This is a genomic window from Streptomyces sp. NPDC057302, assembly GCF_042667685.1.
Classification (GTDB): Bacteria; Actinomycetota; Actinomycetes; order Streptomycetales; family Streptomycetaceae; genus Streptomyces.
Genome location: NZ_JBHUZJ010000021.1, coordinates 97,696 through 111,775 on the forward strand (window position 1 = coordinate 97,696; position 14,080 = coordinate 111,775).

Consider the following 14,080-nt stretch of genomic DNA (forward strand, 5'->3'; position numbering starts at 1 on the left):
GTGCCGCCTTCCCGTCGACCGGGCACCCGATCAGGGCCCTTCGTTGTGAAGTTACCATCCGCAAGTTTTGCAAGATTCGCAGTTGCGCGGCCAACAGCGGTACGGATTACGCAGATTGGAGCCATCGCCCAGGCGCCCGAATACGGGAATGCTCGGTGCGCAAGGCGCGAGGCCACCGTTCGCAGGCGGGCCTCGCTCAGCCGCACATAGCGAGGAGCCCCGTGATCGACCATCAGGTACGCGTCCACCCCAGCGCCGACCGGCTGCCACCGGAGGAGCAACTGGCCTGGAAACTGGCGGCCGTTGCCACCGAGACCCAGGAGGCCGCCGATCTCGACCCGGCCGCCGCCGCCATGGCGGCCAACCGCGTGATCGACAACGCCTCTGTGGCGCTCGCCTCCCTGCTGCGCCGCCCCGTCGCCGTGGCCCGCGCCCAGGCCGTGACGCACCCGGCCCCGTCCGGTGCTTCGGTCTTCGGGGCGGACCCGGGCCTTCGCGTGTCACCCGAGTGGGCGGCCTGGGCCAACGGCACGGCCGTACGCGAGCTGGACTTCCACGACACCTACCTTGCCGCCGACTACTCCCACCCCGGTGACAACATCCCCCCGCTGCTCGCCGTCGCCCAGCGCACCAAGCGCTCCGGCGCCGATCTGCTGCGCGGCATCGTCGCCGCGTACGAGATCCACGTCGCTCTCGTGAAGGGCATCTGCCTGCACGAACACCGCATCGACCATGTGGCGCACCTGAGCGCCGCGACGGCCTGCGGGCTCGGGGCGATGCTGCGTCTGCCGACCCGGATCGTGCACCAGGCGGTCGGACAGGCGGTCCACACCACGACCGCGACCCGGCAGTCCCGCAAGGGCGAGATCTCCAGCTGGAAGGCGTTCGCCCCGGCCTTCGCGGGCAAGGCGGCGATCGAGGCCGTGGACCGGGCGATGCGCGGCGAAGGCGCCCCGTCGCCGGTCTACGAAGGGGAGGACGGCTTCCTCGCGTGGATGCTCGACGGCCCCCGGGCCTCGTACACGGTCCGTCTGCCGGAGCCGGGCGAGCCGCGCCTGGCGATCCTCGACACGTACACCAAGGAGCACTCGGCCGAGTACCAGGCGCAGGCGGTCATCGATCTGGCCCGCAGGCTGCGGGAGAAGACCGGACCGCTGACGCGTGTGCGGGAGATCGTGCTGCACACCAGCCACCACACCCACCACGTCATCGGCTCCGGCGCGGGCGACCCCCAGAAGTACGACCCCACCGCGAGCCGCGAGACCCTCGACCACTCCGTCCCGTACATCTTCGCCGTCGCCCTGGAGGACGGCACCTGGCACCACGAGCGCTCCTACGCCCCCGATCGCGCCCGGCGGCCGAGCACGGTCGAGCTGTGGCGGAAGATCTCCACGGTCGAGGACCCGGAGTGGACCCGCCGCTACCACGACCCCGACCCGGGGCAGCGGTCCTTCGGCGGCCGGGCCGTGATCACCCTCACCGACGGCAGCGTCGTCGAGGACGAACTCGCCGTGGCCGACGCCCATCCGGCCGGTGCCCGCCCCTTCGGCCGGGACGCTTACACGGCCAAGTTCCGCACCCTCACCGAGGGCGTCGTCACGCGGGCCGGGCAGGACGCCTTCCTGGCCGCGGCAGGCCGACTGGCCGGGCTGGACGGGGCGGGGCTCGGGGAGCTCTTCCCGGCCGTCGACACCGGTGCGGTCGCCGCGTACGACGCGCGGCTCCCGAAGGGCCTGTTCTGATGCCGCACACCCGCACCACCCCGGCCGGACGCCGCCGGGCCCTGCGCGAACAGCTCGCATCGGGGCGGCTGCTGCGGATGCCGGGGGCCATCAGTCCGTACTCGGCGAAGCTGATCGAGGAGCACGGTTTCGAAGCCTGCTACCTCTCCGGCGCCGTCCTCGCCGCCGAACTGTGCCTGCCCGACATCGGGCTCACCACCTCCACCGAGATCGCGGGACGCGCCCAGCAGATCACCCGCGTCACCGACCTGCCGGTCATCGCCGACGCCGACACCGGATTCGGCGCCCCCGTCAACGCCGCCCGCACCGTGCAGCTCTTCGAGGACGCCGGTCTCGCGGGGCTGCACCTTGAGGACCAGAGTGGCGTCAAGCGCTGCGGACACCTCGACGGCAAGACCCTCGTGCCGCGCGACGAGATGGTGCGGCGCGTGCGGGCCGCGGCCGACGCCCGGCGTGACGACGGCTTCCTGCTCATCGCCCGCACCGACGCACGCGGAGTCGAAGGCCTGGCCGCGGCGATCGAGCGGGCCAAGGCGTACGTCGGCGCGGGCGCCGACGCCGTCTTCCCCGAAGCCCTGGCCGACGAGGCCGAGTTCGCGGCCTTCCGCGAGGCCGTCGGCGTACCGCTGCTCGCCAACATGACCGAGTTCGGCAAGGGCCCGCTGCTCACCGCCGCCGCCCTGGAGGGCCTCGGCTACAACATCGCCCTCTACCCCGTCACCTTGTTCCGGCTCGCGATGGGCGCCGTCGAGGACGGTCTGCGGACCCTCGCCGCCGAAGGCACCCAGGAGTCGCTCCTCGGGCGCATGCAGACCCGCTCCCGGCTCTACGAAGTCCTCGGCTACGCGGACTACGCGGCCTTCGACTCGGCCGTCTTCGACTTCACCCTGCCGCCCGGCAGCTGACCACGTGAGGAAGATCATGCCCATCGCCACCCCCGCACAGCCGGACGTACGCCGAGGCCTGGCGGGTGTCGTCGCCGACACCACCGAGATCTCCACGATCATCCAGGAGACCAACTCCCTCACCTATCGCGGCTACCCCGTGCAGGACCTCGCCGCCCGCTGCTCCTTCGAGGAGGTCGCCCATCTGCTCCGGCACGGCGAGCTCCCCGACGCGGTCCAGCTGCGCGAGTTCCGCGCCCGCGAACGCGCCCTGCGCCCCCTGGACCGCACGACGGCGGAGCTCCTGGCCCGGCTGCCCGAGACCTGCCACCCCATGGACGTCCTGCGCACCGCGGTCAGCCTCTTCGGCGCCGAGGACCCCGCGGAGGACGACGGCACATCGGCCGCCAACCACACCAAATCCCTCGCACTCCTGGCGAAGCTGCCGACCGTGGTCGCCGCCGACCACCGCAGGCGCCGCGGGCTCGCCCCCCTCCAGCCCGACCCGGACCTGGGCTACGCGGAGAACTTCTTCCACATGTGCTTCGGCCGGGTTCCCGGGCCCGAAGTGGTCCGCTGCTTCGAGATCTCCCTCATCCTCTACGCCGAACACAGCTTCAACGCCTCCACGTTCACCGCGCGCGTCGTCACGTCCACCCTCTCCGACCTCTACAGCGCCGTCACCGCCGCCGTCGGAGCCCTCAAGGGACCCCTGCACGGAGGTGCCAACGAAGCGGTGATGCAAATGCTGAACGAGATCGGCGACCCGCTGCGGGCGGAGGAATGGCTCGACGAGGCCCTGGCCGCGAAGCGCAAGATCATGGGCTTCGGCCATCGCGTGTACCGGCACGGCGACTCGCGCGTCCCCGTCATGCAGGAGGCCACCGACCGGCTCGTCGCACTCGCCGGCGACCCCGAAGTCACCCGGCTCGCGAGCCTGCACGCGGCCCTGCGCCACGCCATGATCGCCCGCAGCGGCATCCACCCCAACCTCGACTACCCTGCCGGGCTCGCCTACCACCTCATGGGCTTCGACATCCCCGCCTTCACGCCCATCTTCGTGATGAGCCGCGTCACCGGCTGGACCGCGCACATCACCGAACAACTCGCCCACAACGCACTCATCCGCCCCCTCGCCTCCTACGCCGGACCGGACCGGCGACCGGTTCCCCCCACCCTCTGAGGACCGGCGCGCACCACCCGAGGCACGCGCGCTGACCAGGGGCGTACGCCCTGGTGGTGTGCGCTCGCGCGTGCCACAGGTGCGACGGTCCCGCAAGTTGTCAGGAAACTCAGTTGCGCACTAAGGTCACCACGCCTTGGTGAACGGGAAATCGGTGTGATGCCGGTGCGGCCCTCGCCACTGTGATCGGGAAGTCCGGCTCCAGCCCTCGCGGCAGCCACTGGGTGCACACGCACCCGGGAAGGCGGAGTCCGGTCGGTACGACCCGTCAGCCAGGAGACCGGCCAAGGCGCGTTGTCCATCCACGAGGTGCTGGAGAGGGTCTGCTTAGCCATGCACATAGCCGAGGGTTTCCTCCCACCGGCGCACGCGATCGCCTGGGGCGTAGCGTCCGCGCCGTTCGTCGTCCACGGAGTCCGCTCCCTGACCCGTGAGGTCAAGGAGCACCCGGAGAGCACACTGCTCCTGGGCGCCTCCGGTGCCTTCACATTTGTCCTTTCCGCACTGAAAATCCCTTCCGTCACGGGCAGTTGCTCGCATCCGACGGGGACCGGGCTCGGCGCGATCCTGTTCAGGCCGCCGATCATGACGGTGCTCGGCACCATCACGCTCCTGTTCCAGGCCCTGCTGCTCGCCCACGGCGGGCTCACCACGCTCGGCGCCAACGTGTTCTCCATGGCGATCGTCGGTCCCTGGGCCGGATACGCCGTCTACCGGCTCCTGAAGCGGTACGACGTGCCGCTCATGGTGGCCGTGTTCTTCGGCGCGTTCGTCGCCGACCTGTCCACGTACTGCGTCACCAGCGTCCAGCTCGCCCTGGCCTTCCCCGACCCCAGCAGCGGATTCATCGGCGCCCTGGGCAAGTTCGGCGGCATCTTCGCCGTCACGCAGATCCCGCTCGCCATCAGCGAGGGACTGCTCACCGTCCTGGTGATGCGGCTTCTCGTGCAGTCCAGCAAGGGCGAGCTGACCCGGCTCGGCGTGCTGGTGCAGGGCAAGAAGTCGGCCACGAAGCAGGCCGCGGCCGAGACGACGACGGAGACGGGGGCCAGCGCCTGATGAGCCGGAACGCGAAGATCAACACACTGCTCCTGCTCATCGTCGCCGCGCTCGCGGTGCTGCCGGTGGCGCTCGGTCTCGGCGACGACGAGAAGGAGCCGTTCGCCGGGGCCGATGCCCAGGCGGAGACCGCGATCACCGAGATCAAGCCGGACTACGAACCCTGGTTCTCGCCGCTGTACGAACCCCCCTCCGGGGAGATCGAGTCGGCGCTCTTCGCCCTCCAGGCGGCGCTGGGCGCGGGCGTCCTCGCGTACTACTTCGGCCTGCGCAAGGGCCGCCGTCAGGGCGCGGAGATCGAACGGTCGCAGGGGACGACCGTGGAGCGGTCCACGGATGAGGGGGCTGACGCGCGGGCTGACGCGCTGACTGATGTGGAGGGCGCCAGGCCCGAGACCGAGCAGGTCTGACCCGGCGTGCTGCCCATCGACGCGGCGGCGCACAGCAGTCGCTGGCGCCGCCGTCACCCCGTGGACAAGGCAGTGCTCGGGCTCGGCCTCACCGTCCTTGCCGTCTCGCTGCCGCCCTGGCCCGGTGCCGCCCTGGTGCTGATCGCCGCGCTCGCCGTGCTGCTCGGACCCGCGGGGGTGCCGCCACGCAAACTGTGGCGCGCCTACCGCGTACCGCTCGGCTTCTGCGTCACCGGCGCCCTGACCCTGATCGTCCAACTCGGCGCGCCCGAAGGGTTCGTCACGCTCGCCGACGGTGGGCCCGCGCGGGCGGGCGGTCTGCTCCTGCGGACGTCGGCGGCCTCGCTCGGCGTCCTGCTCTTCGCCTTCACCACACCGATGTCGGATCTCCTGCCGCGCCTGGTGAAGGCGGGTGTTCCGGCGCCGGTCGTGGACGTGGCCCTCGTCATGTACCGGATGAGTTTCCTGCTCCTGGACTCCATGAGCAGGATCCGGCAGGCGCAGGCCGCGCGGCTCGGGCACACCACCCGGGCCGCCACCTGGCGCTCGCTGGGCGGCCTGGGTGCCACCGCGTTCGTACGGGCCTTCGACCGGGCGACCCGGCTGCAGGCCGGGCTCGCCGGACGCGGCTACGACGGGACCCTGCGGGTGCTCGTGCCCGACGCCAGGGTCTCGCGGCGCTTCGTGGCCGTCAGCGCGGTACTTCTCCTGGGCCTGGTGGCCCTCACCCTCGTACTGGAAAGGTTCCTTCCATGAGCGAGCCGAGCGAGCCGAACGCTCCTCGCGAGCGAGCGGCGGGCGCGCCCTTGGTCGCTCTGCGCGCCGCCTCTTACGCGTACGAAGAAGGGCCCACGGTGCTCAGCGGCCTGGACTTCGACGTCACCGAGGGGCGCGCGCTCGCGCTGCTCGGGCGCAACGGCAGCGGCAAGACCACCCTCATGCGGCTGCTGAGCGGCGGACTCCGCCCGGATCAGGGCGGATTGACGCTCGGGGGCAGCCCCGTGACGTACGACCGCAAGGGGCTCACCCGGCTGCGGACCACCGTGCAGCTGGTCGTCCAGGACCCGGACGACCAGCTGTTCGCGGCCTCGGTCGAGCAGGACGTGTCCTTCGGGCCGCTGAACCTGGGGCTGGCCGACGGCGAGGTGCGGGCGCGAGTCGCCGAGGCGCTCGCCGCGCTGGACATCAGCGCTCTGGCGGACCGCCCCACCCATCTGCTCTCCTACGGCCAGCGCAAGCGCACGGCCATCGCGGGAGCCGTGGCGATGCGTCCGCGCGTACTGATCCTCGACGAGCCGACCGCGGGGCTCGACCCCGACGGCCAGGAGCGCCTCCTGACCACCCTGCAAGGTCTGCGGGACGCGGGGACGACCGTGGTCATGGCCACCCACGACGTGGACCTGGCCCTGCGCTGGGCCGACGACGCGGCGCTGCTCACCCCGGCGGGGGTGCGCGCGGGCCCGGTCGCGGAGATGCTGGCCCACCGTGAACTCCTGGCGCAGGCGGGCCTGCGGCTGCCCTGGGGTATCGCCGTCTCGGAGCTGCTGCGGACCAAGGGCCTGCTGATCGGGGAGGGCGACGGGCCGCGCACCCCGGAGGAGCTGGCGGCCCTCACGGCTCCGGCGATGCCCGGAGCGTCAACCGGCTGACGTACCCCTGGCCGGGGTGCGGCCGGGCAGGAGCAGCACGGCCGGCAGCGGGACCGCGGCGAGCACGAGCCACGGCACCCAGGGCGGGAGCCCCGCGTCGAGCAGCGAACCGGTCACGGCGCTGCCCACCAGGACGATCAGACCGGAGACCGAGGACAGGGCGCCGGTGTAGAGGCCGATCCTGCCGTCGCGCGTGAGATCGGGGACCCAGGCGCGGGCGGCAGGGGCCACCAGCATCTGGCCGAACGTGAGAAGGACGACGAAGGCGGCGGCGGGCAGCAGCCCGGCGGCGCCCGTCCAGGCGGCCGGACGCGCCAGGGCCACGACGGCGAACCCGACGGAGATGAGCACGAGCCCGGCCGCCATCGAGCGCCGCTGGTCGAGGCGGCCCGCGGCCCAGTGGGTGACCGGGAGCTGCGTGGTCACCACGAGCAGCGAGGAGAGCGCGAAGAGCCAGGCCAGCGGCGCCTGCGACCCGGCGGTGCGCTCCACCTCCGCCGGGAGGGCGAGATAGAGCTGGTTGTACGCGAGGAGATAGGCGCCGTACGCGGCGCACACCGCGAGGAACCGGCGGTTGCGCAGCATGTCGCCCACGCCTCCTCGTACGCGGATGGGCTCCCGCCCGGGGATGCGCTGGGGCAGCAGCCACAGGTGCCCCGCCAGGACGAGGACGAAGACCCCGGACCCTGCGAGGCAGACGGTGCGGAAGTCGACGGAGAGCAGCAGCGCGCCGAGCAGCGGCCCGAGGAACGCGCCGGCCTGGCCCGCCACGGTGAGCAGCGCCAGGACGCGGGTGCGCGGACCGTGGCCCTGCTCCTCCCAGAGCACCGCCTGCCGCGCGACCTCGGATTCCACGGCGGGCGAGAACAGTGCGGCGGCGAACCCGATGAGAAGCACCGCCCCGATGACCGACCAGGTCTGCTGCGCGTAACCGAGCCAGGCGAAACCGGCGATCCGCAGCACGCATCCGACGAGCACGACCGGCCGCACGCCGTACCGGTCGGTCAGGGCGCCGCCCACGACGAACAGCCCCTGCTGACTGAAGGTCCGCAGCCCAAGGACGAGCCCGACCAGCCAGCCCGCCATGCCGATCGCCGCGCCCAGATGCTCGGCAAGGAAGGGCAGTACGGCGAAGAAGCCGACGTTGAAGGCGAGTTGGGTCAGGATCAGCAGGCGCAGGAGGGGGGAGAGGTTCGCCCAGGTCCGCCGGCGGGGTGATCGCTTTTCGGCGGGTCGGGTGAAGAGGCGTGCGGGCAGGGGGAGTGGGCGTCGTGGGCTCATGGGGTGCCCGTGCCGGTCATGCTCGGCTCCTGTGTCGCGGGGGGTGTGTCGGCCGGGTGGGGCGGGTGTGTGGTTGCTGGGAGTTCGGGGAGGGGTGTTCGTGGAGGGGGCGAGTCGCTTCGGTGCGGGCTAGGAGGCGTGTGGGCAGAGGCAGTTGGAGACCTGGACTCATGAGGTAGCCGTCCCCGTCGTGGGCGTCCCCCGGGCGGGAGCGGACGCTTCGTTCGAGTGGCGGTATCGCTTCGTGCGCGGCTGGGGGCACGCGAGCAGGGGCAGTTGGTCTCCGGGGCTCATCTCGTGGCTGGTCCCGTTGCGCTCAACTCTCGGGGCGCCGACGGGGCGTCAGGTGTGAGGGGTGGCTTGGGCGGGCGGTGTTCGCGTCGTAGCCGTCGGGGCATCGGCACGCCGCCCGCTGCCGTCACCGCGAGGGCTCCGAGCAGGGCGAGCGCGGCTGCGGGGGCGAGCAGGGCCCAGGGGGCGCGTTCGGCGTAGGGCTGGTTCTCGGCGAGGAGCAGGCCCCACTCGGGGGACGGGGGCTGGGCGCCGAGGCCGAGGAAACCGAGGGCGGCCAGAGCCAGCGCGACGGAGGGCAGCCGCAGCAGCGCGTGGCGGGTGACCGGCGGCAGCACCGCGGGCAGCAGATGGTGCCGCAGCTGGTGTCCGCGACCTGCGCCCAGGCTCCGGGTGGCGGTCAGGTGGAGGGTGGCGCGCTCCTGGAGGAGCAGGGCGGCGGTGTGGGCGGCCAGCGGAACCCAGGCGACGGCGGCCACGGCGATCGCGGGGGTGGCCGCTCCGCTGCCCGCGACACCGGCGACCAGGAGACCCGCGAGCGTGGGCGGTATCGCGTTGAGCGTGTCGAGGAGCGGGCCCGAGAACCGGGGCAGGAGACCGAGCAGGACACCGGCCACCAGGGCGAAGGCGCTGATCCCCAGGGCCAGGGCGAGGGTGTGCAGGGCGCCGTGCCCGACCCGGGCCAGCACGTCGCGGCCCAGGGCGTCCGTGCCGAACGGGTGCGCCCAGGACGGTGCGTGGAGCCGGGCCGCGGTGTCCAGGGCGAGGGGATCGCGGGCCAGGCTGAGCAGGATGACGCCCAGGAGCAGCCCGCCGTACAGCAGCGGCAGTCGGCTGGGAGCGGGGCGCTCCGGGTTGTGCAGGGTCGCCAGCGCGCCGTCGCGCAGGGCGGGGCCGCTCGTGAGCCGGGCCGCGACGCGGAGGAGACCGCCCGCGACGGCGGCCAGCAGCACCAGCGCGAGCGCACCGGCCTGGAGGACGGGCAGATCCTGCGCCACCGCGGCCTGGAGGGTGGAGCGGCCGAGGCCGGGAATGTCGAAGATCTGCTCGACGGCGACCGCGCCACCGGTCAGGCCCACGACGAACAGGCCGAGGTTCGCCAGCAGGCCCGGGACGCAGCGGCGCACCGCGTGGCAGGCGATGCGCCGGCCGGGGATGCCACGGGCCGCGGCGGCCTTCGCCCACGGTTCGGCGAAGGCGCCCGGCAGCAGGTCGTCGAGGAGCCGCCCGAGCAGCGCACCGGCGGGCAGGCCGAGCGAGACCGCGGGCAGCACGAGCCACTGGGGTCCGTACCACCCGAGCGCGGGCAGCCAGCCCAGTTGCACGCCGATCACGGTGGCGAGCACCGAGGCGGTCAGGAACTCCGGCAGCGCGGCAAGGACCGCCGCGCCGCTTCCCGCGCGGCGGCGCCCGGAGAGCCGACGCCGTGCACCGAGCCACAGCGTGCGGGCGCACACCGCGCCTGCGGTGACGACGGCCACCGCGAGCGCCACCGACATCAGCAGCAACGAGACGCCCAGGCACTGCACCACCGAGGGCAGTACCGCATCGCCGGAGATCCACGACCGCCCGGCGTCCCCGTGCAGCAGGCCGCTCGTCCACTGGCCGAGCAGATGCAACGGGCCCTGGTCCAGGCCGAGTTCACCGCGGATGGCCGCCAGGACCTCGGGGGTCGGCGTGCGCTCGGCGGACCGCGCCTTGAGCACGGTGAGCGCCGGGTCGGTGTGCGAGAGCCAGGGCAGCAGCCCGATCACGCACAGCAGCGCGGCGGCGAGGACCGCGCGCCACAGCAGCGCCGCGGGCCGGCCCGCGCGGGCGAGGCTGCGCACGTCGCCTCAGCGCCTGGTGCCGGTGGAGACCAGCGTCCGCTCGTACGGGTCGAGGATCTCGCCCCGCACCGAGCCGCCGACGCCCGTGATGATCCGCTGGTGGACCAGCGGGACGACGGCGTCGGTGCCGAGGATCGCGGACTCGGCGGCCATGGTCGCGTCCTGCCGCTTCGCGGTGTCGGTGGCGTTCTCGGCCTTCTTGACGGCCTTGTCGACCGAGGGGTCGCACAGCAGCGAGAGGTTGTAGCTGCCGTCGCAGGTGTAGTCGCTGGCGAGGACCGAGACGGGGTCGCCGGTGTCGAGCATGGTGTTGCGTGCGCCGACGAACGCGTCGAACTTCCCGGCCAGCGCGTCACCCTCGATACGGGAGGACTCACGGACCTCCAGGGTCACCTTGAACCCGGCCTTCTGCAGCTGCTGCTTGAGGACTTGGGCGACCTCGGGCAGCTCGGGCCGGTTGTCGTACGTGCCCAGGGTGATCGACTTCCCGTCGGGCGACGCGGCCCGCGCCCGTCCCGTGGGCTTGTCGCGCTTCCCGTCGGCCCAGTTCAGGGCCGGGCCGAAGATGCCCTTGCCGGTGTCCGCACGGCCCTCGTACACATCCTTGGCGAGCGCGGACGTGTCGATCGCGGCGCGGGCGGCGGCGCGCAGACCGGGGTCCTTGAACGCGCCCTTCTCGGTGTTGAGCTGGAGGGCCGTGGTGCGCGCCGTGGCGGTCTCGCGGGCGTGCCCCTTGTCGAGCGACGCGGCCTGCGAGACGGGGACGGCCTCGGCGATGTCCACGTCGCCGGTGCGCAGCGCGTTCGTGCGCGCGGTGCCGTCGGCGATGAACCTCGCGTCGACGCCGGAGGCCTGGGCGCGACCGCCCCAGTAGTCGTCGAAGCGGTCGAGCGTGGCCGCGGTGGCGCCGGTGGTCTTCGTGAGCTCGAAGGGGCCCGTGGCGGTGCCGACCGGACTGACCTTGTCGCCCTTCTCGTACGCCTTCGCGGAGAGCACGGCGAGGCCGGGGCTCGACAGGCGCAGCGGAAGCGCAGGGTCCGGGTCGGCGGTGGTGATCCGGACCTGGTCGTCGCCGACGGGCTCGGCGGTCAGGGCGGCTCCCGACAGCGCGGCGGTGACCGGCTCGGCCTTGCCCGCGTGGGTGAGGGCCGAGGAGACGGCGGCCGGGGTGACGCGGCTGCCGTCCTGGAAGGCGGCCTGGCGCAGGGTGAACAGCCACGAGCGGTCGCCCTCCTGCTTCCAGGACGCGGCGAGCGCGGGGGCGGCGGCGCCGTTCGCGTCAAGACCGGTCAGGCCCTCGGTGACGCCGAGACGGCTGAGGAGGGTGGCGTCGGCTCCGTACGGGGAGAAGTTCTCGGAGGGCGGGAAGGCCAGCGCGACCTTCAGCCGGGCGCCGTCCGCGGCGTCGCCCGACGCGTCGTCCTTGGCGGCGAAACAGCCGGTGAGCAGGGGAGCGAGGAGCAGTCCCGCTATGAGGGGGCGGTGGCGGACGGAGCGCATGGTCCTCGTTCTCGGGGTGGTGTGGGGCAGATGGTGCTGCGGCAGCCACAGAGATTACATGACAACCATTTCCATTAATGGTCCGGGGTCGCGCCCGGGGTCATGGTGTGGCCGCACGCCGGGAGCGGGTTACGGGCGGCGCATGGGTACTTCGAAGTGGACGACACGTGATGCGCCGGAGTCCTCGCGCTCGTCGTGCGCGACCTTGCCCAGTGAGCGCCAGAAGCCCTCGGCGCCGGTCACCGCCGGGTCGGTGTGCAGATAGACGGCGCCGTAGCCGCCGTCCGCCGCGGCGAAGTCGAGCAGCTCGCCGACCAGGCGCCGGGCGAGGCCGCGGCGCCGGTGCTCGGCGCGTACGTACACGCGTCGCAGCTGTGCCGTCTCGCCCGAGGGGAAGCGTTCGGCGATCCAGCGCGGGTTCGGCGGGTGCGCGGGGCCGCGGGAGTCGAGCGCCGCGGTGGCGGCGACCGCCCCGTCCCGCTCGTCCACCGCGACGAGCAGGGTGTGGCGGGCGGGCCTCAGGTACGCGGCGTCGAGATCGATGATGTCGCCGTGCCAGCGCGGCACGTACCCCGTGCCGAAGTCGTGGTAAACGGTGTCGAGCATGACGGCTCGTGCGGCGCCGAGGTCGTCGGCGGCGGCCGTCCTGATGCGGTAATCAAGCACCTGCACATCCTACGCATTAGGCAGATACGGCCTGGTGCCAGCGCGTTGCCGGTGGCGATCGAGCGAGCAACGTTGCATGGTCATGCGAAGTCATGCATACTCTTCCTATGTCCAAGGTCCTCACCTCCCTCCCCACCGGCGAGCGCGTCGGCATTGCCTTCTCCGGCGGTCTCGACACCTCGGTCGCCGTCGCCTGGATGCGCGACAAGGGCGCCGTCCCGTGCACGTACACCGCCGACATCGGCCAGTACGACGAGCCCGACATCGCCTCCGTGCCCGGCCGCGCCTCCGCGTACGGCGCCGAGATCACCCGTCTCGTCGACTGCCGTGCCGCGCTGGTCGAGGAAGGGCTCGCCGCGCTCGCGTGCGGCGCCTTCCACATCCGGTCGGGCGGGCGTCCCTACTTCAACACCACGCCGCTGGGACGCGCCGTGACCGGCACGCTCCTGGTGCGGGCCATGCTCGAGGACAAGGTGCAGATCTGGGGCGACGGCTCCACCTTCAAGGGCAACGACATCGAGCGGTTCTACCGGTACGGGCTGCTCGCCAACCCGCACCTGCGGATCTACAAGCCCTGGCTGGACGCGGACTTCGTCACGGAGCTCGGCGGCCGCAAGGAGATGTCGGAGTGGCTGGTCGCGCACGAGCTGCCCTACCGGGACTCGACGGAGAAGGCGTACTCCACGGACGCCAACATCTGGGGCGCCACGCACGAGGCCAAGACCCTGGAGCACCTCGACACCGGGCTCGAGACGGTCGACCCGATCATGGGCGTGAAATTCTGGGACCCGTCGGTGGAGATCGACACGGAAGACGTGACGATCGGCTTCGAGCAGGGCCGTCCGGTCACGGTCAACGGCAAGGAGTTCGCCTCCTCGGTCGACCTCGTGATGGAGGCCAACGCGATCGGCGGCCGGCACGGCCTCGGCATGTCCGACCAGATCGAGAACCGGATCATCGAGGCCAAGAGCCGCGGCATCTACGAGGCCCCCGGCATGGCGCTCCTGCACATCGCCTACGAGCGGCTGGTCAACGCGATCCACAACGAGGACACCGTGGCCTCGTACCACAACGAGGGCCGGCGTCTCGGCCGCCTGATGTACGAGGGCCGCTGGCTCGACCCGCAGGCGCTGATGATCCGCGAGTCGCTGCAGCGCTGGGTCGGCGCGGCGATCACCGGTGAGGTGACGCTGCGGCTGCGGCGCGGCGAGGACTACTCGATCCTGGACACCACGGGCCCGGCGTTCAGCTACCACCCGGACAAGCTCTCCATGGAGCGGACCGAGGACTCGGCGTTCGGTCCGGTGGACCGGATCGGCCAGCTCACCATGCGCAACCTGGACATCGCCGACTCCCGTGCGCGGCTCGAGCAGTACGCGCGTCTCGGCCTGGTCGGCGGCGGCCACCCGACGCCGATCGGCGCCGCGCAGGCGGCTTCGACCGGTCTGATCGGCGCGATGGACGGCGGCGGCGCCGAGGCGATCGCCTCCCGTGGCGCTGCCACGGACGAGGAGACGATGCTGGACCGCGCCGCGATGGAGTCCGGCACGGACTAGAGGCCGCTCTGCCCAGCGGCAGTACGTGAC

At 72.5% G+C, this 14,080-nt stretch carries 12 protein-coding genes and 1 riboswitch; of the genes, 8 read left to right on the forward strand and 4 right to left on the reverse strand.

Translation table 11 applies throughout. The features are described from left to right. The first annotated feature begins 221 nt into the window (after positions 1-221). The 7 genes from ACFUPX_RS17765 (at position 222) to ACFUPX_RS17795 (ending at position 6,927) form a co-directional block, all read left to right on the forward strand. Entirely contained in the window at positions 222-1,742 is a 1,521-nt protein-coding gene (locus tag ACFUPX_RS17765; RefSeq protein ID WP_383322607.1) for an MmgE/PrpD family protein, read from the forward strand. After that, entirely contained in the window at positions 1,742-2,647 is a 906-nt protein-coding gene (prpB, locus tag ACFUPX_RS17770) for a methylisocitrate lyase (protein WP_383322609.1), read from the forward strand. Before ACFUPX_RS17765 ends, prpB begins: the two co-directional genes overlap by 1 nt. 16 nt (positions 2,648-2,663) lie before the next feature. Further along, positions 2,664-3,809 carry a bifunctional 2-methylcitrate synthase/citrate synthase gene (locus tag ACFUPX_RS17775; protein ID WP_383322612.1) on the forward strand — a complete coding sequence of 382 codons (1,146 nt, stop codon included), beginning with the start codon at positions 2,664-2,666 and terminating at the stop codon, positions 3,807-3,809. Positions 3,810-3,915: 106 nt separating this feature from the next. Continuing rightward, positions 3,916-4,113: riboswitch (cobalamin riboswitch) on the forward strand. A 29-nt stretch (positions 4,114-4,142) separates the two neighbouring features. Continuing rightward, complete coding sequence (locus tag ACFUPX_RS17780; protein ID WP_383322615.1) at positions 4,143-4,868, forward strand: energy-coupling factor ABC transporter permease; 726 nt, start codon at positions 4,143-4,145, stop codon at positions 4,866-4,868. Next, positions 4,868-5,278 carry an energy-coupling factor ABC transporter substrate-binding protein gene (locus ACFUPX_RS17785; protein ID WP_383322618.1) on the forward strand — a complete coding sequence of 137 codons (411 nt, stop codon included), beginning with the start codon at positions 4,868-4,870 and terminating at the stop codon, positions 5,276-5,278. The genes ACFUPX_RS17780 and ACFUPX_RS17785 overlap by 1 nt, the downstream gene beginning before the upstream one ends. A gap of 6 nt (positions 5,279-5,284) precedes the next feature. Further along, positions 5,285-6,034, forward strand: coding sequence for a cobalt ECF transporter T component CbiQ (cbiQ, locus tag ACFUPX_RS17790; RefSeq protein WP_383322620.1), 750 nt, complete (start codon positions 5,285-5,287; stop codon positions 6,032-6,034). Beyond that, the gene (locus ACFUPX_RS17795) at positions 6,031-6,927 is read left to right on the forward strand and encodes an energy-coupling factor ABC transporter ATP-binding protein (RefSeq protein WP_383322623.1); all 897 of its coding nucleotides are present in this window, start codon (positions 6,031-6,033) and stop codon (positions 6,925-6,927) included. Before cbiQ ends, ACFUPX_RS17795 begins: the two co-directional genes overlap by 4 nt. Here the strand turns inward: ACFUPX_RS17795 and ACFUPX_RS17800 are convergent. The 4 genes from ACFUPX_RS17800 to ACFUPX_RS17815 form a co-directional block, all read right to left on the reverse strand. After that, positions 6,916-8,208, reverse strand: coding sequence for an MDR family MFS transporter (locus ACFUPX_RS17800; protein ID WP_383322626.1), 1,293 nt, complete (start codon positions 8,206-8,208; stop codon positions 6,916-6,918). The two genes, ACFUPX_RS17795 and ACFUPX_RS17800, sit on opposite strands and share 12 nt — an antisense overlap. Before the next feature lie 290 nt (positions 8,209-8,498). Continuing rightward, positions 8,499-10,328 carry an ABC transporter permease subunit gene (locus tag ACFUPX_RS17805; RefSeq protein WP_383322629.1) on the reverse strand — a complete coding sequence of 610 codons (1,830 nt, stop codon included), beginning with the start codon at positions 10,326-10,328 and terminating at the stop codon, positions 8,499-8,501. Positions 10,329-10,334: 6 nt separating this feature from the next. Beyond that, positions 10,335-11,828, reverse strand: a complete 1,494-nt coding sequence (locus ACFUPX_RS17810; RefSeq protein WP_383322632.1) for an ABC transporter substrate-binding protein — start codon at positions 11,826-11,828, stop codon at positions 10,335-10,337. Between the two features lie 129 nt (positions 11,829-11,957). Continuing rightward, a complete protein-coding gene (locus tag ACFUPX_RS17815) occupies positions 11,958-12,494 on the reverse strand; it encodes a GNAT family N-acetyltransferase (protein WP_383322635.1) in 537 nt (178 codons plus the stop codon). Between the two features lie 107 nt (positions 12,495-12,601). On the opposite strand from ACFUPX_RS17815, the gene argG reads away from it, so the two are divergent. After that, on the forward strand, positions 12,602-14,050 hold the full coding sequence (gene argG, locus ACFUPX_RS17820; RefSeq protein ID WP_383322638.1) for an argininosuccinate synthase: 1,449 nt from the start codon (positions 12,602-12,604) through the stop codon (positions 14,048-14,050). The last annotated feature ends 30 nt before the right edge of the window (positions 14,051-14,080 follow it).